This window comes from Peredibacter sp. HCB2-198 (assembly GCF_045999315.1).
GTDB lineage: Bacteria > Bdellovibrionota > Bacteriovoracia > Bacteriovoracales > Bacteriovoracaceae > Peredibacter.
The window spans coordinates 2,547,249-2,568,325 of the sequence record NZ_CP174607.1 but is presented as its reverse complement, the minus strand read 5'-3'; the positions used below and the strand labels follow the sequence as shown (position 1 = coordinate 2,568,325).

Genomic DNA, 21,077 nt, shown 5'->3' with positions numbered 1-21,077 from the left:
GCAAAAGTTTGTTAAGCAATGATTTAAAAAGGCCAAAACATGTGAAATTTTCCAGTGTCTAAACTTTTGACACCTTATTGAAAGAAGTTCAACCATACTAACGAAAACTCAAGATCGGGTGAATAATCCGGACTATGAAAAAGACAAAAAAATTATTACCCCTAGTAGTTCTTATTACTCTTTCCCAGGCTGCTTCGGCCCTCGACCTTCCGGTCGTGAGCAAGTACGCTGAGGCCGAACAAGCACAAGTTTGGGTCAAGGCCAAGGCCGATCAGGTTCCCGCCGCCCTTATGGGCCTAGAATCTGTCAGTAACCCAACTGATTCCTACTCAAAGACCTTTCCTAAAAACTTCCTACAAGAAAACTTGTTCGTCGTTTGTTATCAGGACTGTAATAACAAAGATTCCATCAAGCTCAAGAACGGGGAAATCTCCAATAAAGATGACTGGAACGCAGTTGAACAAGCAAACGTTTACTTCTGGCTAAATCGTTATTTTAACTTTGTTGAATCTAAGTTGAACTTCCGACTGGATAAATATCTTCGTGTTATGACAAACAGAGATATGCAAGATGATGGCAGAAAGCTCACAAACAATGCTTTCTTTATGCCCGGGGACACAACGCTTTCATTCTTGCCGGCCAATAAGAACCTTTTATTTAAGCTCATGGCAGGGAAAATCAACCGAAGCGGTTTCGACCCCTCGGTTATCGCCCACGAGGCCTCTCACTACTTGTTCCAACATTTATATCCAAATGCTGTGAACGACGAAATCACTGGTCTTAACGAAGGATTTGCTGACTATATCGCCCATGTCTTCTTGGATAATCCAAAAATCGGTATGGTGATGCTGCAAGGTAAGGCCATTCGTGATGCTTCAAGCATGGTGGCCAGTAATAAAAAGCCAAAAGTTTATGAGCCTCTTCTCGAGGTCCATGAACTAGGAGAACGCGTCTCTTATGCTTTATGGGAAACCAGAAAGCTGACTCAAGACAAAGAAGAATTCGATCGTCTTGTGATTGATGCAGTTCTTGACTTGAATAAAAATCCTTATCACGCCGTTCACGACTTTAAGGAGAGAATGCTTGCTCGAGCAGCGACAGTCCTTGACTCAAGTTCGATGGCACTTGCACAAGCGAAATGGGAATATGCCCTTGCGGGTAAGGCGATTAAAATCGACAATACAAATTTCTTGAAAAAATCTTCTCCTTCTAAGGCCTACATTGGCTTTAATGTGAAAGAGACTTTGCCGGAAAAAGTGGCAAAGACCTATGGAGTTCCAAGAGTTCATGAAACGAGTTTTAGTCTGCTTAAAATAGAAAAAATCTCGGACAAACAAGTGGCCATTCTGGCGGCCGAAGAAAACGACAAACTGACAACTCCATACTGGATCGCCCTGGATGCTGAACGTGGAAATAAACTTGGTTTTTATACGCTCGATGGAAAACTCATTAAAGACTCTAACGAGATCAAAGAGGTTTCTAAACTTGCTCTAATGGCAACTCAGACCATGTCTTTAGAAAAAGATTTTAAAGCAAAACTTGAAAACTTCTCACAGCTGATTGATAACAAAGGCCAGCTGACTATGGCCTACAAGGTGAAGAATGTTTCAGAGAATGACGTGGACCTTGTTTTTAATGGTGAGCAGTTTAATGGTAAGGCGATTGAAGTTGAATTAAAGCGTAAATTACTAGTGGCCGTTTTAGGAGTGCCTTCTATTGATAAATTGACTCTCTATACTATCCCCGCAAAGATCAAAGGTCTTCCGGAGCGAGATGGACAATCCATCATTGGTTACAAGCTTCTATTACCAGATGGTACAGAATCAGAATTGATTCTTAGTAAGTACGCCTTAGAAAAATAATTTCACCTCTTCGGGCCGCAAGAAACACCTTGCAGCCCGACTTTTTCTCTCCACTCCATTATCCAATTTTTCCCTCTAATGATGGCCTGCTCTGCCACAGTCGCAGATATAACCGATAAATTGCATTATACAAATTTCCAGACACTTATGCTTGGCCTTGAACTTGCTTTTTATTGATCCGTCAATTTGTGCCGGAGCACATTTTTAATGAAAAGGAGTTCTCCATGAAAAGAAAATCCAAGCTGGAAAAAATCACGCCTCTAGTACTAGGTACCTGTATGCTTACTTTCGTTGCCGCTTGCGGAAGTGATGATGACGATAGCAGCTCAGATTCACAACAACAGCAACAGCAGCAACAGGAAGGAAGTTATCGTGCCGTGCTTACTCCCGTAAACGCAACGATTGCGGGAACAATCGCTGGTACCGCTGATTTCACTATCGCGGGTGATGAACTTTCTGCAACAATTGATATGAATGGTGCGCCGGCCGGCACTCACTATCAATTCATCACTACCGGTTCAGCATGTCCGACGGCCGCGGCCGATGCAAACTCTGATACATTCATTGATGCACCTGAGGCCTTTGCGGTTACGGGCCCTGTGCTAGTTCCACTTGATTCAGATCTTTCATCTCAAGCAGGTGGATTCCCTAACTTCCCATCAGGCTCAAGCTATAACTATAATGAGACGACCTCATACTCTCAGATGTTAGCGGACCTAAGACTTCCTGATACAACGACTGATGATATCATCACGAAGTTACCGGCCGATTCAGAGCTAAATCTAGAAGGGAAAGTGGTCATCGTACACGGTGTTCCACGCGCTATCCCTCTTCCTTCAACAGTTGCCTCTGCTGATAATCTACCGGTCAATACTTCATTCCCAATTGCCTGCGGTGTGATTGAGCGTGTTGCTGATGGTGGAACAACAGGTGGTACAACTGGTGGAACTACCGGTGGCACAACTGGCGGAACTACAGGTGGTACAACTGGTGGCACTACAGGTGGTACAACTGGTGGCACTACAGGTGGCACAACTGGTGGTACTACAGGTGGTACGACTGGCGGAACTACAGGTGGCACGACTGGCGGAACAACAGGTGGTACAACTGGCGGAACGACAGGCGGTACGACTGGAACAACGGCCGGTTCACCAGCTCCTTAATTTGAAATCAGGGGCAGTGCTACTGCACTGTCCCTGTTCTTAGAATTGTTTGAGATTCTTTTCTGCGCTCTTCTCCTGCAATCTCTAGATGAACAAGTTCTTGCTCCATCCATCTCTTGGCAGAAACAAACCCAGACTGATCATTGTTTTTAAGTCCCCACTCCGCGTGTTCTATCATCAGTGAAGCGTTATAGGTGCGAGAAAGTCCCATGGCCAGAGAACGGGCCTTGGTATTCAAATCTTCCTCAGTGAGCTTGGAGGCGTCGGCGAACACTTTTTGGATATGACCCAAGGCCTTCATGACTTTTTCTTTCATGCCTTGAAGCTCCGGATGTTTCACATTTCCAAGACGAAGTTCAATATCTTTTAAGAAGGCCGGTGCTGCATTTTCTTTTTTTATCGCTCGAAGAGCATCAAGAGAGAGGACATTGGTTGTTCCTTCCCAGATAGAAAGCACCTGAGCATTTCTTAAAAGTTGTGGAAGACCTGTGTCTTCAACATAACCTGCTCCACCAAATGACTCGATCACTTCACTGGAAATGGCCACACCTTCCTTGGCCGTAAATAACTTCACCAAAGGAATAAGAAGACGAAGTGTTCCACTTTCAATCTCAGTGGTCTTGCCCATTTCTTCTTTTCCTAACAGCACCGCCGCATGGAAAGTCATTTGCAGACAGGCCTCAAAACGAACTTGTAAATCGGCCATGGTCTCTAAGTGTAAACCATGATCAATAATCATTTTGCCAAAGGCCTTTCTCTTCTTGGCATAGTCTAACGAAAGAGAAATTCCTCGGTGCATATACCCTACCGAACAGCAGGCATTGTAGAGACGTGTAATATTAAATAAGGTCGCAATAGTTTTGACACCTTTACCAGGCTCCCCCACTAAGAGCGCTGGTGTTCCATCCAAAGTCAACTCGGCCGTTGGAAGTGCCTTCGTGCCTAATTTATCTTTTAAACGGTTAATACGAATGTTCTGGAGTTCACCCTGAGCATTTCTTAGCTCAACGTAGAACATACTGAGTTTCTCTTCACCTTCAATGCGAGCAAGAGTCATCGCCATCTGAGAGGTGGTTGCCGAAGTAAACCATTTCACACCATGAAGCTCGTAATGATCTCCCACTTTCTTAGCAACAGTCGAAGTCCCACTTACATCAGAACCACCGGTTCGCTCTGTCATCCATTGGCCCGACGTCCAGAAAGTTTTCGGATCTCGCGAAAGCAAATTAACATAGGCCTTCTTCTTCATTTCCGGAGAGCCATAAAGCTCAATCACTCTCGCCGCTCCATCAGTCATGGCAAGTGGACAAGAGTAAATCGCCGATGAAGGGTGATAAAGATATAATTTTGCAAATTGATGGAGACGTGAGTACTCTCCATTTTTTCTTTCATAACCAGTGGCAACGATTCCTTCTTCCGACGCAATTTCATGTAAGCGGTCCCAGGCCTTCGTGACTTTAATATGATCAATTCTTTTTCCCCATGGATCGTAGGGCACATGCACGGGAGGATTGGCCTCAGCTTCCTGAGCTAGAGGCTCCAGTTCCGTTATGACTCTTTCACCAAACCTTTTTAATTCTGGTTCGATTTCTTTGAAGACTTTTTCTGGAAGCTGTCTTTTTAGAATGGCCTGAAGAACATGGTCTTCAGAATATTGATTTCCGATACTCGGTGGAACTTGGTAAAAATCCATTTTAACCTCGCCAAAAAAGTATGCTCTTATTATGGACCTCTTTTAAAAAATTCACTAGCTTTTCAAAGATTGTTAAAAGGAAGTTAATACACTCCCTTCTGGAATATTCCTTAAGAATTCTTGCGTTTCCGACGAAAGGTTACCTCGAGGAATGGTATGAAAATACTTGGAATGACATTATTGAGTCTTATGGTCTGGAATACGACCTATGCTCTTCCTTTCCTCACTAATCCCTTCTGCGACAAGGTCATTGAGACATTAAAAACTCAGCAGAAAGATGATCAATATGAGCAGTGTTTTTATATGGCCGCGGACTTTCCCAAGTACGCTGGCTCATCACTGACTTTCATCTGTATGGATACGAACATTCGTATCCATAATCCGATTGAGGCGAAAAAATATTGTGAAAGCGAAACGGCGAAGCTCGATAAGGTGGACACCAGTAAAGAAGAAATGGCCGTAGAGAAAGTCTACACCCAGGTGGCCCCTGGTAGCATGAGCGAGCATGTCCCGACAGAAACGATCATCAGCAGTAAAGAACTCGATCAGTGTCAGAGCAAAGACTTCTTGAGCAAGTACAATGAATGTAACTTGGCAAACATCCCTCAGATTATGTCACTCGAATCAATCTCTGATATCCTCAATCATCCTATCATTGGTGGAAGAAGTGTTCTTATGGCCTCTGCTCCTGTCTATGGAGAAAGTGACTGTAAATGTCTTGAGCAAAAAGTAAAACAAGACTACAAGTTCATGGGCCAAGGGGTCTTCTCTCAGGAGATGCAAAAAGAAAGAAATCGTATCAACGGTCTTATCTTCAATGCCGTTGGTAAAAAATTTCTAAACTCCTATGCTTCAAATATGGAGGACGTTAGATACTATCTTACAAATAAGGTAAAGGCCCTTGGCACTTCTCCTGAAGAGGCCTCGAATCTTCAATGTAATAATGCACGGGCCTTTCAATCCGTCATCGAAACAGAATGCGCGGCCAATAAGGTTCCTAAAGAGATCTATGAGAAAAGAACCAAGGACCTCTTAAGTTCCTTTGGTGATGATATGAGTGATCCAACTCTCGATGGAAAAATTAAAAGAATTGATGAGTTCATCCTGAACATCACTCCCGACAAAAAATCTATGGACGTTGGACCTCAAAGAATGTTCACCCGTACAGAGTACGATATGATTCGAAATGGAGCTTCTAAAAAGGCCCCTGAGATTGGTTTTATGAACACTCTTCTAAATGGTGTTTTAAATCATCCAACACTTAAAACTCAATTCGAATCGAATCTAAAAGAAGGTCTGAACCCGGGCCATGCTTTAAGCAGAATCATGAACGAAGAATACTCTCCCGATGTTCAGAATCTCCTGCAGCAATTAATTAGTGAGAATAAAAATCAACCTCTTTATAAAAGGCTTCAAGGAACACTTAAAACCGACACCACAGATGACTATCCAGACTTCATTCGAAATACATATAAAATTGCCGTAGGTGCTCACCCAGGACTCAAGGCCCTCCTTACTGACCGAAACTTATTTAATGAACTCCTTGTGAAACGCCAAAACTCTTACGACAACAAGAGGACGAATTTCATTGATCTGCTTGAACATGATCCAAAACTTTTGAATAAGCACTTCTCTACTCGCTGTGAAAAGCTTCGTCAGAATCTTGCCCAAGCGGTCTGCACTCCAGATGAAGATCACGTTAAACGAGTTAAGAGAGATGATATCAATAAACTCATGACTCAAATCATTGGTAAGTCAAATCTCCCATTGAAAGATCTTTTATTATGTCAGATGCCAGATTCCCAACCGAAAGGGATTTTTAATAAGCTCTCCTTCGGCTTTAATGACTGGCTCAATCGCTCCGATTACTTTAACCGTAAACTCAATCCTATTTCTCAGCAGGACAACGGGTTTAGCGGGGCCTATCGTGCTCTTAACGGTAATAATGGTCGTGGACAAGTGAGCGAAATTGTTTCGGCCCTGACTAGTTTCTCAAGAGAGAAGCGTGAGTCTGCCCCTGAAATTGCCAGCGAGATTTCTCGCCGGGAAAACTTTACGATTCCTCAGCAAACAAAACCCGGGGCCACTCCCGAGATAAATCATTTTTCCAAAAATATCGCCGAGGCCGTTTCTACTCCGAGCGAAACACCAAGGATTCCAGAGTCCTTCGCTTCTGCTTCAAGTGTTGTACCGTTAGCGGTGGCCACTCCACTTGCCACGAGTGAATCAAAAACCATGCGCAGTCAGCTCAAAGATTATCTTTCTGATAAAGAAAATGAGAAGACCGTTGATAAGCTCCTTTCTAATGCTCAGGACGAAGACGTTAAAGAACTTCTTCGCTTAAAAGATGAGCTCGCACAAGACAATGAAAAGATCATAAACCTCATGCGAGAGAACGATCGCTCGAAGCTTAAGTCCCTGGAAGAAAGTTATCAGGCCTTGGAAAAACAATACCAGGAGGCCCTGAAGAATAAATCAGCACCTACCACCTCATCAGTCGCAACCACTGCTGAAACGGAAGAAGATCTTAGAGATTACTCTCGCGGTAGCACAACTGGAACATACAATACAGGTGGCACGGAGGGAGTCTATAATGGGTCACGCTTTAGTGATTCCACTCCATCTCACACATCATCAACTGGCGGGGTCAGTGCTGGTCGTGCAGTTGCCAGTACTTCTTCAGCAGGAAGAAACACTTCTCAGGCCGTGGCCTCGACTCCAAGAGAGAGCTCACGTGGAGACATTATTGTTGAAACGAACAGCATACACTCAGCGGATCAACAGACCGACAGTCAGGAGATCAATCAAGAAATTATTAGTTTTGTGAATAAACATGAAACTGATGTGAGCACACTTCAAAAATTAAAAGACCAAGGTTTCATTTTAAAATTCAAGGTCCTACAAAATGGCGTTGAAATAGAAAAAGAAATGAAGGTTGAATATTCGGCCATGTCCCCTGAGGCCAAACAAATTTTAGATAAGAAAATTGCCCATCAAAATATCCGATCGGACCAATTTGGTAAGCTTGAACATGACTATCTAAAGGCTCGCAGGGCCTATTCCTATTCGGCTTTAAAGATGATTTTGGGAATTCAGGCCCAAAAAACGAAGTAAATCTTTAACTAAACATAAGCTCTTGAAATGCTGAAGTTTTTTCCCAATTGTTTTAAGGCCGCTCATATTTAAAGATTCTTCTAATAAAAACCGATTTAACTAATCATGAGCGTGTTGAAACAATATCTTATACCGGGCACCTTAATTGCCATCATCGGCACTGGTGGATATTTATTTTTAAATCGCGCAAAACCCATCTCCGTTTCAAACGATGAGGTTGAGTACGAGTACTCACTCAAAGTTGCGGGCCAAACCATCAAAACCTATCGCAGTCCCGCTGCTAGAAAACGTGAAGCAGAAATTAAAGCAAAGAAAGCACTTCCTCGTTCGAGCGCTCCAACCATTGAACGCAACAATCGAACGGTCGTAGATAAAGAAGAGAAAGATGATACTGAAATCGCCGCTAAAGATATGAGAAGCGGAGTCACCATCAGTGAATCAACGAGAGCTCCTTCTTACCCAACTTCTTCTTCACCTTCTTCTTCACTAAGAAGTCGAAGCGAAAGTAAAACAACAACGAGTAACACTTCGGCCGGAACTGGTCTTCCTGGAATGTCTTTTTCTAATGTGGGTTATCCTTCTGCCCCTAAGAATACGAATTCGAATTCTGGCAACACCACTACTGAAACAGCGGGTGATATTCCAAAAACTGTTTCACCATATCTAAAAGGTAAAGTGATTCCACTGGTGGGAATCATCGCTTACCGCTCGCCTCTTGCTCTTATTGATGAGGCCTATGCTAATGCATGTACCAATCCTCGAGTTCTCCTCCTGGATCTTACAGATATGTCTGTTTTAAGAGACAGACCGCTTAAAGAATCAAACTTAAGTGATTCAACTCTCTTTGATTTTGATCCGATTGATCTGAAGCTCGACCTTAAAACTCCTAATCGTTATATGCTGGAGACCCGAGGGTGTGAAATTAACTATCAAAGAATTATCTCGAGCTTTTATAAAGATCAAAACCTAGATCAAACCACAACTCTGGTTTCAAAAGTTGTGAATACTAGAATTGCTGGGGCCCTTTCCACCACAACCGGAGACTCAATTCAAAGTCTCTATGAAGAGATTGCTAAACGCTCACTTCCGGCCGATGATTTTCAACGTGTCTACGATATCATCATAAATGAGAACTCGTTAAAATCCGATTTCCAATCGACTTTCCAAGGTGGCGCGGTCAATGAATTGACCGAGGCGGCCCCTGATGTTAACGACATCACATTAGTTTCAAGCCTGACTGAAATGGCACCGGCCAATTTCGACGTTAAGGCCTTCCACTGGAGTTCCGGTTATACCATCGCCTATGAATGGCAGGTGGATGGCGAAGTTTTTTCAACGTCACCCAATTGGACCTATACTCCAAGCGCGAACAGCCGCTCCAATCAAGAGATTACACTGATCATTGGGGCCAAAAACTCTTCTGATGATCTAGTTGATCGTTCAATGCTTTATCACGAAGTAAAGTTTAATGTTTCAGTGGCCGATGGTCGCCCAACACTTTCTCCTATGCTGGCCCTGAATTCAGCTTCAACCAACCCTACAGATACTCGTTCTCTTGTTGTGGATATGACGACTGGATCCCTCATTGACGGCGTTTATTCTGCTTGTGAAACGTTCAGCACCCTCGCCCTAACAGAAAATGATGAAGTTCCAAGTGACAGCGACTTCACCCTTACTTGTCAAAGTGGCCCGGTTCAATTGGTGAATCACACTCTTGCAGCACCTGGTGATGGTATCATCACTCTCAAACTTTGGAGTAAGGACGCCGCTGATCGTGTTTCTCCTGTTCCAAGCACACTGACAGTGGAACTTGATACCACCGCACCTGCCATTGAATTTGTAGACATGCAGCTCGGATTCATTTCAGATGAGGACACAGATTTCAAATGGAAGTTAACAGAAAGAAACTCAGCAAGCTCTCAGTTCTTTAATGTGCAGTTTTTCGATGGTTCAACCTGGGCCAATCTTCCATCAGTCCCAGTCACAAATGGACCTCATGATGGAACTGAGTTTACGACCAATTTCCATATTCCTAATATTAATACGAGTGCGGCAAAGTTAAAAATTACCTACACGGACACTTTGGGCCACCAGACAGTGGTGGAGTCTCCCGCCTTTGAAATTCAAAGACCGATTCTCGGATCTGATCCTCTGAATGTGGATTTCGGGCAAGTCTTAAATAAGTCTATTAGTAATGAATTCACTTTAGAGTTCACCAACACGGGCGCAGTTAATACCAAACTTTGCGGCCCGGTGACTCTAGTTGGAACCAACGCTTCAGAATTTGAAATCACATATGATAATTGTAATGGTAAAACCATTGGCAGCACTGGTTGTACAGTTGGTCTTAAGGCCAAGCCTGCTTTAAAGGGAACCAGAACCGCCACCGCCACGATTACCTGTAACAATGACTCATTCTCAACTCCACTTACAGTTCAATCAACTAATAATCCTCCAGTTGTAACAGCGACTCAAACCAAAACGACCCTTGAAGACAATGCTGTTCAAATTAACTTTGGTCCAATCAGTGATTTTGATAGCGACTTTCTTACTTATTCAGTAGTAAGCGCACCTCTTCACGGAACTATTTCTAGTTGTCAGACAGTGACTTCAGATTACGTTTGTACTTATACGCCCAACGCCAACTATGCGGGGAATGATTCTTTCACCATTAAGTCTAATGACGGTACCGCTGATTCTAATATTGGAACTGTGAATATCAGCGTTCTTGCGATGAATGATGCTCCCACTCTGGCAGGACCACAAAATATCAGCACCAATGAAGACACGGCCCTTACTTTTAATCTTCAGGCCGGTTCAGATACTGAAAACGATACGCTTACTTACAGTGTGGTTGATTCTCCGGCCCACGGAACCATTTCCTGTGTGGGAACGACCACCTCTTGTACTTATACTCCGGCCCTAAATTACAATGGCCCTGATTCTTTCACTTATAAAGTAAGTGATGCTTCTCTTTCATCAGCTCCGGAAACTGTTACCATTACGGTAAACCCAGTAAACGATCCTCCTGTTCCGGGTGCCAATCAGACCTTGGCCACTAACGAAGATACTGTTCTGAATTTCACTATTAATTCAGGTTCAGATATTGATGTTCCGGCCCAGTCCCTTTCTTACAAAATCGTGACCTCTCCAACGAAGGGTGCTCTTTCAAATTGTATTACGGCCGGAAGTTATGGAACGGATCTTTCTTGTACTTATACTCCAACCTTAAATGCCACAGGGGCCGATAGCTTTACTTATAAGGTCTATGATTCAGTCACAGACTCCCTGACTAATGGAACAATCACGATCAATATCGCTCCGGTAAACGATGCTCCAACACTTGCGGCCACTCAAAGTGTTTCGACTCCAGAAGATACTGTTCTGAACTTTAATCTCAATCCAGGAGTGGATGTTGAAGGAAGTTCATTAAGCTATACTATTGTCAGCACACCGGCCAACGGAACTCTTACTTGTACCGGTGGCACAAGCACTGCTTGTACATTTACTCCGGACTTAAACTTTGATGGGAATACGACTTTTACCTATAAAGTAAATGACGGCTCTCTTGACTCAACTGTTGCGACAGTGACCATCACAGTGGCGGGAGATAACGACCCTCCAGTGATTGGGGCGAATCAAACAATTACGACCAATGAAGATACCGCAGTCAACTTTACTATCAACACTGCAACAGACGTAGATGTTCCGGCCCAAACATTAGGTTATAAAATCATCTCGAATCCAACCAAGGGAACTCTGTCAGGTTGTATTACGGATGCAGCTTATGGAACAGTTCGAAACTGTACATATACACCAAACTTAAACGCAACGGGCACTGATACTTTCACTTATCGCGCGAATGACGGTCTGGTGGATTCAACTGGACTTGCAACAATCACGATCAACATTACTCCGGTGAACGATGCTCCTACTCTGGCCGCCACTCAAAGTGTTTCAACTAATGAAGACACGGCCCTGAATATCACCCTTAACGCTGGATCAGACATTGAAGGCAGCACCCTCACCTATGTGAAGCTCACAAACCCGGCCAACGGGACGCTTACCTGTACTGGTGGAACTAGTCGCGCTTGTACTTACACACCAAACGCCAACTTCACTGGAACAGATACATTTACTTATAACGTGAGCGACGGGGCCTTATCTTCAACAACGGCCACCGTGACAATTACAGTAAATCCAGTGAACGATCCTCCAGTTCCTGGTGCTAACCAATCTGTGGCAGTGACTGAAGACACACTTGCTTCATTCACGATCAATGCGGGTACAGATATTGATGTTCCGGCCCAGACCCTTTCTTATATCCTGATTACCGCACCTACTAAGGGGACTCTTTCTAATTGTATTGTGACAGGTTCATATTCAACCGACAGAATTTGTGATTACACACCAAACGCTAACGCAACTGGTACAGATACTATCACCTATAAGGTCTATGACTCACTCTTAGAATCAACCACAACCGCCACAGTGACTTTTAACATTGCGGCCGTGAACGATGCTCCAACCGTGGCCGCCACTCAAAGTGTTTCGACTCCAGAAGATACTCCTCTCTCAATTACCTTAAACATGGGTTCAGACATTGAGGGTAGCACACTTACTTACGTGAAGTTAACCGATACCACAAACGGAACTATTACTTGTACTGGTGGAACGAGCCGTGCCTGTACTTATACGCCGAACGCAAACTTTAATGGAACTGATACCTTCACCTATCGCGTGAACGACGGTGCGGCCAACTCTAATACGGCGACAGTGACCATCACAGTGACTCCAGTGAACGATCCACCGGTCATGGCGGCCAACCAGACTTATACCACTAACGATAATACAAACCTGGCCATTACTCTTTCACCGGCCACTGATATTGATGGTGGTGCTCTGACTTATAAAATTGTAACGGGCCCCGCGAACGGAACTCTTTCCGGCTGTATCACCACTGGCGTTTACGGAACTGATCTTACTTGTAACTATATCTCAGACGCTAACTTCAACGGCACCGACTCGTTTACTTTTGTGGCCTATGACACCATCGCCAATGCGCTCACTCCTGCCACAGTAACTATTACGGTGAACGATAAGACAGCGGCACCTGCTCCACTTCTGACTCTTACTTCACCTCAGTATACAAATGCCACTGGTGTGACTTTCACCGCGACTTCTTGTACTGATACACCGTCACTCTTTGTTAACGAAGGAGCTGCTCCAACTGCTGGTGCGGCCGGATGGCAGACTTGTAGTACTACCGCCAACGCCATTACTTACACCATGGGAACAACTCAAGGTGCTCACACGGTAAAAGTTTGGGCGAAAGACAGTTATGGTAACGTTTCACTCACTTCAAGAGACTTTACGATCTATTATGATACGGTCCTTCCAACCATGAGCTTAACTCTTCCACCGACGCAAAAAGGTGGAGCGACTTATTCTCTTGCTTGGACGGCCACAGAAACTTATACCACATCATCATTAAATTTTACGGTTGAGGCCTTTAATGGTTCAACTTGGTCGACCGTTGGAACGACTCCTTCAACTGCGGGCCCTTCCCTAAGTGCCACCGCCTTTACTCGTTCTTGGACAGTTCCTACAGTGACAACTGCAAGTGCGCGGTTTAGAGTGACCTTTACGGACCGTGCCGGTAATACGGCAACAGTGACTTCAGGAACTTTCATCATTGACTCGACACCACCGCCACTGACTATCACATCCCCGGCGGTAAACTCTTATCACAAAACACAGGCCACCATTACTGGTAACTGTGAAATTGGAAGAAGCATCACTTTCAGTGGAAGTATTCAGGCCGACTTCAGCATCACCTGTGCCAGCGGTACTTATTCACAAACAGTAAACTTCTCAGATGGAGACGGTAACAAAACCATTACAGTGTCTCAGGCCGATGGTGTTGGAAACGTTACCACACTAAGCCGAAATCTCATTCGTGATGAAGTCGCCCCAATTATCACTAAGACCACTGGTAACTCGCCAGACTTCACGAAAAACAATGTGCCTAATACCTGGGGCGGTACGTGTGAAGGTAACTACACCATCTCTGTAACAGGCGCTCAAACCACATCTTTTGCTTGTACAAGCGGAACTTGGACATGGACCCCAGGCTCTAAAACAGTAGACGGAACATACACTTATAACCTGGTTCAAACCGATGCGGCCGGAAACGTTTCCGCTCCTCCACTGGCCCTTGCCTGGACCCGAGATGCGACTCCACCGAACTTTACAACCACAAATCCAGTTGCGGCCAGTACCGGTCAAACCAAGGCCCTTACTAATAACTTGAGCGCTCTCACTTTTACCGGAACCTGCGAAGGCACTAACGCCATTGTGATTACCGGAGCGGCAAGTGACACGATTTCTTGTTCGGCCTCAAGCTGGTCATGGACCACACCTACTGTCTCAACTGATGGCCTTCGTTCTTATACTTTTAAACAAAACGATTCGGCCGGTAACACCGCCCAAATCGTCTTCAACTGGACCCGCGACACGACTGGTCCTGCTTTAAAGATCAATACGGCCCTACTTAAAACAAATACGAACACCGTGACCTTCACGGGTACTTGTGAAAATGGTTACACCATCGATATTACCGGTGCTCAAACCACCACGGCCTCTTGTACTGCGGGGAACTGGTCATGGACAACGGCATCTAATGCCACAGACGCTACTCGTGCTTATACCTTCAAGCAGACTTTCACTGTTTCACCTTTCAACTCTACAACTGTCGTTGGTACATGGATTCGTGAAACTAATGTTCCGACTGTAAGTGCTTTCACCACGACCGCTGCGGATCCATCGCGCTCAAGTTACATTCCTGTGAATATCTCTGCCACTTCACAGAACGTGGATGTTTATATTTCTCATGTCTGTGTGAAATCAGATCTTTCAATTCAACCTGCGGCCAATGATTCATGTTTCATAGCTGTGAATGGTCCAGTGATTGGAAAAGTTCCGGCACAAACATTGAGTCTTTCTAATTATTCAATCCTTATGGGTTGGACACCTAAGACCTACGATATCTTTGTTTGGGTAAAAGATGAGGCCGACAACATTTCGAACGTCTCGAATGCTGGTGCAGGTACTGAATCCGTAGATAAGATCAATCACTCTTACGATCCAGGAATTCCACCGACTGTTTGGGACGTGGCCGCGGCCAATATTCCAAACTCTCCTATTCCGCCTACTCGCGCTCAATCGGAAGTTCCAGCTGGTACTGACGTTTATATCCGTTGGAAGGCCACAGATAATATTGCACTTCCGGCCGGGGCCATTTCTCTTTCTTATACACCGGATGAAATTAACTTCACTCAGTTTGCTTCAGGATTAAATAACACCAACTATGGTTGTACTGGAATTACTCTCGGGGCCAATGAAGGATGTTACAAATGGGTCGGTGGTTCGCCACTCAATACTTCATACAAAATCCGCGTGAAAGTGACTGATGCAGGGGATGTATCAAATCAATTGATTTCAAACCCTATGAACGCAGGACTGATTAAGATCATCGCAGGTAACTCTGAATCTGGTCTTGGAGGATCAGCTCAAACGGCCATGTTCTTTACTCGTCGAGCAGGTGATATAAGCGACCCGGGAACCTTGGTCGTAACTGATGATGGACAATTTTTCTTTGCGGATTATAAACGCGGAATTCTCACTATTGACCAGGCCGATGGTAAGCAGAAGATTTTTATTCCTAATACGGGAGTAAGTTCAGGTGATGGTGGTCCGGCCGTCAACGCCACATTGAAGTATGCCGTGAAAATCACTCTCGATTATCAGGGACGCCTTCTTATTCTAGACAGGGACCGCATTCGTCGCGTGGATTTGAATCTTTCTACTCCTACCATTGAGACCATTATTGGTGGTGGTGCCCTTACTACTGATATTGTGGCAAATCCAGCTGACCTTAACATTTATTCCCACGGAACGACCGGAGGCTGGGAATACTCGCCTGTCTTCTTCGCAACTCCTAATGGCGATATCTATTTCCAATCAGAACTTCCATACAAACCAAATACGACTCCTACATATAGAATCAGAATTTACAAGGCCGGTACTGGACAGATCATCTCAAAATACTTCACGGGTAATGGTGACTTCTATGTTCCGACACAAGACCTTTCGAAGTGTCGTATGCTACACCCAGGTATTGAATTTGATCCTTCAAACTCTCAATTAACCGGTGTTACAGTCACCACCCATCACGATTTAAGTTATCCTGGATGTGATCAATTAGATGATCGCTATTCACGTGCCTATTTTGATCCAAATACTTTTGAAACAATTGCTCCAAAAGATGAGTCTCTCCGTACCTACACTTATATGAGCCATACAGGGATGAACGGAAAAGTTTATCTCATGGCAAACAGAACATACGTGAGCAGCATTAACTTTGACGGAACATATACACGTATTATTGGTAACGGAACACGTGGTGAATGTGCCGATGGAACACTTGCCACGGCCTGTGCGGTGGACCTGCAAAACTTCTTTATTTCTTCGACCGGTAAGATCTATTTCACAGACCGGGGTGTGATCAGAACTGTTGATGATGAAGGAAAAGTGAAGACCCTCTTTGGTCAACGACTTACCTACGGTCATGGTGTCAATGCTCTCAATGCCCGATTCTCCGATGTGGGCCATGTTATCCGCCTCAACAACGGAAAAATTATCGCCAACGATATTGGTGGTTACTTTATTAAAGAGTTCACAATTGAGGGCAATATCAACATCCTTGCGGGTAACGGCTCTTCCGGAACTTCTCTTACTACAGTTGATCCAACCACAACAAGTATTTCGGACTCTAACTATGTTGTGGGTAACAAGGCCACTGGTGAAATCTTCATGCATCAGCACGGTTCAGGATATGGTTATTATCTAAAACTCAATCGTGTGACTAATCGCTGGGAGCAGATCATTGGTAATACCAGTGGAACACATTACAGTTCTGCAGACGGAGAACTCGGTCTCAATGTTGGGGGTACGACCACCACGAACTATCTAAACCGTGGTCTCATCCTCGGCTTTGGTAATAACCAACTCATCATTTCAAGAATGCGCCATTACTCGGCCTTGAACCGTTATGAAGATTTCATGATGAAGGCCTATGACTCTCTTGATGGATACAGACAATCTCATATCGCCGGTGTGCTTGGTTATCCGGCCGATGATAATATTCGCAGAACCTGTGATGCCACGACCGCAGTTTCGGCCGCATCTTGTGAAATGCCTTATTGGGACACGTTCTTAAAGTGGCAATACGACGACGAGAACGCTCGTTGGATCACGGCCATTGTGAACGGTGGGACTCAAAAAGATATCTATGAGTTCACAAATGCCGGCATGATTAAAAAGATTGGTTCGACTACTAACAATATTGATGATTCATTCCTCTATGTGAAACTCGATGGCGTGGAGAACTTCTACTACTGTAACTCTGGAAGAATCCGTCGCTACAATCTGACGACCCAAACAGACATGGGTAACCTTGCTTGGAGTATGACGAACCTGAACTGTCGCGGTCGTTCGATGGACTTCAACCCAACCAACCGTTCAATCATCTTCCCATTCGAGCAGAACGGTCTAGGTGGTGTGGCGGAATACTTTATCCCTTAGGGTAATTTCTAAACCGAGTAGACCGATCCAGGTTGAAACGGAAACCACTAAAACGAGAATGGTGAAAGTCTCTTGAGAGATGAGTCCTCCAGCAACGGAGGCCGATGCAAAGGCAAAGCCCGGAATCCCTCGCGGAACCATTCCCCAGGAGATGACCTTTGGACTAAGGTCCTCCCTCTTTCTCATCAAGTAGTAAGTACAAACATACTTAGAAATCACCGCCACCACAATCAGTGATAGGGACATGATGAGCGCACGTGAATTTAAAAGAATTTCCGGAGAAAGTTTCATCCCGATAAAAATCATATAGAAAGGCAGAAGTGGCTTTAGCATATTATCCAAAGGTTCTTCCGTAATATCCACTCTCTCACCTAAAACCTGCGACAATAAGAATCCCGAAAACAATCCTCCCATCACGGCCGAAACATGATGCCCTTCTAAAAACTTCGCCACACATATTGAGAAGAGTAAAAATAAGATGGAAAGTCCCCACCGGTTTTTCACGAAATAGATAAGGCCAAAACTGATGACCGCACCTGCGATGAGATACAACTCAATCCCTGAACTTGCTGCAACAACTTCAGTTTTGTTCTGAAACAACAAGTAGGCCATAAACATCGTGGCCGGAATATCATCCAAGGCAGAAACGAGAGTTAAAAATTGTCCCGCTCTTGAATGAAGCATGCCGAGATTTAAAAGAGTTTGAATCGTTACTCCGGTACCAGTCGTCGTGAGAACCACTGCCACCGTAAGTGACCCCAGATGATCCAGATTAAAACCGAGGCCCATGTAATAAAAAAACACCATCGGAATCAGTGTCGTCACCAACACCAGTATCATACACAGGCCCAGGTCCTTGGCGAATTTCTTCAAGTGAATCTGAAGTCCCACCATCAGGAATAAACCAATCACGGTATAGGTACTCCAGTTCAGCATTCCTTCAAGTCCCCAGGATACCGGAGCAAAGGCCTTCAAAATGGCCCCCACAATGAGTTGCAACAGGGTCGATCCAAGAATTTGTTTCATAGCCCTTATTATAATGCTAAGGTATGGCCATGGGAAAAAATTGTGGACATGAACATTTAACTGAAGCGGCCGCTAAGGACCTATTGACCGAGAAGGGTCTCAATAGGACCAAAGTTAAGATCAAGATCCTGCAGGTTCTTTCTGAATCGCAGAAGCCCCTGTCTGTTCCGGAAATTCATGGAAAATTGGATGAGGCCTGTGACCTATCGACAGTTTTCCGTAGCATCACTCAGTACAAAGAAAAGCATTTAGTTCATGAAGTGAATTTAGACGAAGGTTTCTTTCGTTATGAATTGGTTCAGGACAGACATGATCACCACGATCATCATCACCATCACCACCACCATGTTCGTTGCCGCGTTTGCGGTGACATTCAGTCCATCGAACACTGCGATCTGGGCCCTTTTGAAAAGGCCATCGCCAAGCTTGGTTTCAAAGATATGGAACACCGGCTTGAATTCACCGGTGTTTGTTCGAAGTGTTCTAAGAATTAAAACTGAAGCTGTGCCCCTGCAATGAAATTGCGCCCTGGAAGTGGAGCAATATCTTTCAGCGTCGATACATGATTGCGTGCTTCAACATCAAATAGGTTTCTCACACGCGCGAAGAGATTAAGCGACGTAAGATTGCCTACGATATTATAGCTGTAGCCAATATTTGTAAGAGTGTAGTCGGCCGTTCTGGTTTCATTTGGAGCTGTCTTGGTTTGCTCGGCCACGTATTGAACTTCTCCGTCTACCGTCCATTTATCAGTGGCGTACTCAAGTCCCGCGGTCACTCTTGGAGGAGAAATACGCGGAAGGTTCTTCCCTGAATCAGTGTCTTTGGCGCGAACGAAATCAAATTTACCAATGAGATTAATGGCACCCTTATCGGTCTTTTTAAGTTCGCTCTTATTATCTAAATCTAAACCGTAGAATAAAGCATCTACTTGATCGTATTGAGAGATAAAGAGACCACTATCTACATCCACTACCCCGGTTGGATTAAGAGCGATGTAGTTCTTAAAGACTTGAGTATAAACACTGGCCGTAAATTGATTTTTGTCTGTACGGTTTTTATAAGTCACTTCTACTGCAGTTGCCTTCTCTTTAGTTAACTGAGAATCCCCTTGCTCAAAGATTCCTGTCGCAAGGTGGGCACCATTAGCATAAAGCTCCTGGAAGTTTGGTGCTCTCTCAGTATAGGAAAGAGACGTCTCAAGAGTGTTGTTCTTTGAGAAATCATAACAGTGACCGAGAGAAGCGTTCATTCCGAGGTAGCTCTTCTCATCACTTGGCCCAAAATTATCCGAGGCCTTCTTTTTAATATCAGAGTTCTCTAAACGAGCACCAAAACGAAGGGCATTTTTCCCGTAATCAATTTCCTGGAAAGTGAAGAGAGAGAGTTTTTTATTATCCGAAGTCGGAAGGAAGGCCTCCTCACCTTTTGCGCTAAAATCAAAAATTTGAGTCTGAATTCCTGAAACACCTCTGATGTTACCAGACTTGTTGATTCCTTCTAAGCGAGTCTCATTTCCTTTATTACGGAAGATGGTACCTGTCTCAGAACCTTCAAGCTCTTTATGGAAATAATCAGACTGAGCAGACTTCAACTTAATCTTACGAATGGAAGAAGACTCTGGACGGTATTCACCATGGAACTCAAAACGATTTTGAGTCATATCAATGCTGACTTCCGGATCAGCTACTGAACCGTAGAAAGTATTGAAGTGATTAAATGAAACTCCGGCATATCCGCGATCAAAAATCTTTGAAACACCAACTGCAACGTTGTCTTGTTGGTTAAAGCTGTTGGGAAGTTTGTCTTTCGCCTCATCCGGTTGAGGATCAGTTTGACGAAGTTTACTTGAACGAGCGTAACCCGGGATTCTTGTGTCACCGAGATTTCTAGTTGAACCATCAACGTGGAACATCCATTTATTTTTACCGTAGTTCAAATGGGCAGCAGAACTTAGACCATTGTTAACCGTTTCACCTTGAACAAGAAACTTCGAGAAGAAACCTTCTTCATAATCACGGTGAATACGATTGGTCACAAGATTCACCACACCACCAACCGCAGAAGCTCCATAAAGAAGACTCATCGGTCCGCGCACAATTTCCATCTGATCAATGGTCAGAACGTCCACTGGAATGGCGTGATCTAAACTCTGAGTTGAAGCATCAAGAGTGCCTAAGCTATTTTGAAGAATACGAACGCGATCTCCATCAAGACCACGAATCACAGGACGGCTGGCGTTCGGACCAAACTGTGTACTTTGAATTCCCGCCTCAGAGGCAAGCGTATCTCCAATACTTGGCTGACGTTTTTTTGTGAGTTCCTGGCCCGTGAGTTTCGTCACACTTGGGACAAAATCAACCAGACCTTGGGTCTCCTCATGTTCGATAACTTCAATTTCTTCAAGTTTTGTTTCATGAGCGAGTGAGTAAGAGGCATAAAGAGCGAGTGGTAAAATTACGGTGGCTTTCATCGGTATCCCTAATTTGCAAGTCATTTGCAATTATCCTATAAACTTCCTATCCCATTGTAAAGACCTGATTTTTATTGCGGGTCGTGTTAAAAATACAGCGT

8 protein-coding genes are annotated in these 21,077 nt (G+C 44.3%); 5 read left to right on the top strand and 3 right to left on the bottom strand.

Annotated features, from left to right (window positions below):
- Positions 1–134 precede the first annotated feature (134 nt).
- Positions 135–1,862, top strand: coding sequence for a hypothetical protein (locus ACJVC5_RS12900; RefSeq protein WP_408095934.1), 1,728 nt, complete (start codon positions 135–137; stop codon positions 1,860–1,862).
- 224 nt (positions 1,863–2,086) lie between these two features.
- Positions 2,087–3,025, top strand: a complete 939-nt coding sequence (locus tag ACJVC5_RS12895) for a hypothetical protein (protein WP_408095933.1) — start codon at positions 2,087–2,089, stop codon at positions 3,023–3,025.
- A gap of 19 nt (positions 3,026–3,044) precedes the next feature.
- Here ACJVC5_RS12895 and ACJVC5_RS12890 read toward each other — a convergent pair whose 3' ends face one another.
- Positions 3,045–4,718, bottom strand: a complete 1,674-nt coding sequence (locus ACJVC5_RS12890; RefSeq protein ID WP_408095932.1) for an acyl-CoA dehydrogenase family protein — start codon at positions 4,716–4,718, stop codon at positions 3,045–3,047.
- 156 nt (positions 4,719–4,874) lie between these two features.
- Here ACJVC5_RS12890 and ACJVC5_RS12885 point away from each other — a divergent pair, with 156 nt between their 5' ends.
- Both ACJVC5_RS12885 and ACJVC5_RS12880 read left to right on the top strand, forming a co-directional pair.
- Positions 4,875–7,832, top strand: coding sequence for a hypothetical protein (locus ACJVC5_RS12885; RefSeq protein ID WP_408095931.1), 2,958 nt, complete (start codon positions 4,875–4,877; stop codon positions 7,830–7,832).
- 105 nt (positions 7,833–7,937) lie between these two features.
- Positions 7,938–17,477, top strand: a complete 9,540-nt coding sequence (locus ACJVC5_RS12880; RefSeq protein ID WP_408095930.1) for an Ig-like domain-containing protein — start codon at positions 7,938–7,940, stop codon at positions 17,475–17,477.
- On the opposite strand, the gene ACJVC5_RS12875 is transcribed toward ACJVC5_RS12880, so the two are convergent.
- The gene (locus ACJVC5_RS12875; RefSeq protein ID WP_408095929.1) at positions 17,445–18,503 is read right to left on the bottom strand and encodes a cation:proton antiporter; all 1,059 of its coding nucleotides are present in this window, start codon (positions 18,501–18,503) and stop codon (positions 17,445–17,447) included. The genes ACJVC5_RS12880 and ACJVC5_RS12875 overlap by 33 nt on opposite strands.
- Positions 18,504–18,526: 23 nt before the next feature.
- On the opposite strand from ACJVC5_RS12875, the gene ACJVC5_RS12870 reads away from it, so the two are divergent.
- Complete coding sequence (locus ACJVC5_RS12870; RefSeq protein WP_408095928.1) at positions 18,527–18,997, top strand: Fur family transcriptional regulator; 471 nt, start codon at positions 18,527–18,529, stop codon at positions 18,995–18,997.
- On the opposite strand, the gene ACJVC5_RS12865 is transcribed toward ACJVC5_RS12870, so the two are convergent.
- A complete protein-coding gene (locus tag ACJVC5_RS12865) occupies positions 18,994–20,976 on the bottom strand; it encodes a TonB-dependent receptor (RefSeq protein WP_408095927.1) in 1,983 nt (660 codons plus the stop codon). The two genes, ACJVC5_RS12870 and ACJVC5_RS12865, sit on opposite strands and share 4 nt — an antisense overlap.
- Positions 20,977–21,077 lie beyond the last annotated feature (101 nt).

Excerpts from the sequence above, each read along its gene's own strand:
- ACJVC5_RS12895 (WP_408095933.1), top strand. The coding sequence starts at position 2,087 with ATGAAAAGAAAATCCAAGCTGGAAAAAATCACGCCTCTAGTACTAGGT.
- ACJVC5_RS12900 (WP_408095934.1), top strand. The coding sequence starts at position 135 with ATGAAAAAGACAAAAAAATTATTACCCCTAGTAGTTCTTATTACTCTT.
- ACJVC5_RS12870 (WP_408095928.1), top strand. The coding sequence starts at position 18,527 with ATGGCCATGGGAAAAAATTGTGGACATGAACATTTAACTGAAGCGGCC.
- ACJVC5_RS12880 (WP_408095930.1), top strand. The coding sequence starts at position 7,938 with ATGAGCGTGTTGAAACAATATCTTATACCGGGCACCTTAATTGCCATC.
- ACJVC5_RS12890 (WP_408095932.1), bottom strand. The coding sequence starts at position 4,718 with ATGGATTTTTACCAAGTTCCACCGAGTATCGGAAATCAATATTCTGAA.
- ACJVC5_RS12885 (WP_408095931.1), top strand. The coding sequence starts at position 4,875 with ATGAAAATACTTGGAATGACATTATTGAGTCTTATGGTCTGGAATACG.
- ACJVC5_RS12875 (WP_408095929.1), bottom strand. The coding sequence starts at position 18,503 with ATGAAACAAATTCTTGGATCGACCCTGTTGCAACTCATTGTGGGGGCC.
- ACJVC5_RS12865 (WP_408095927.1), bottom strand. The coding sequence starts at position 20,976 with ATGAAAGCCACCGTAATTTTACCACTCGCTCTTTATGCCTCTTACTCA.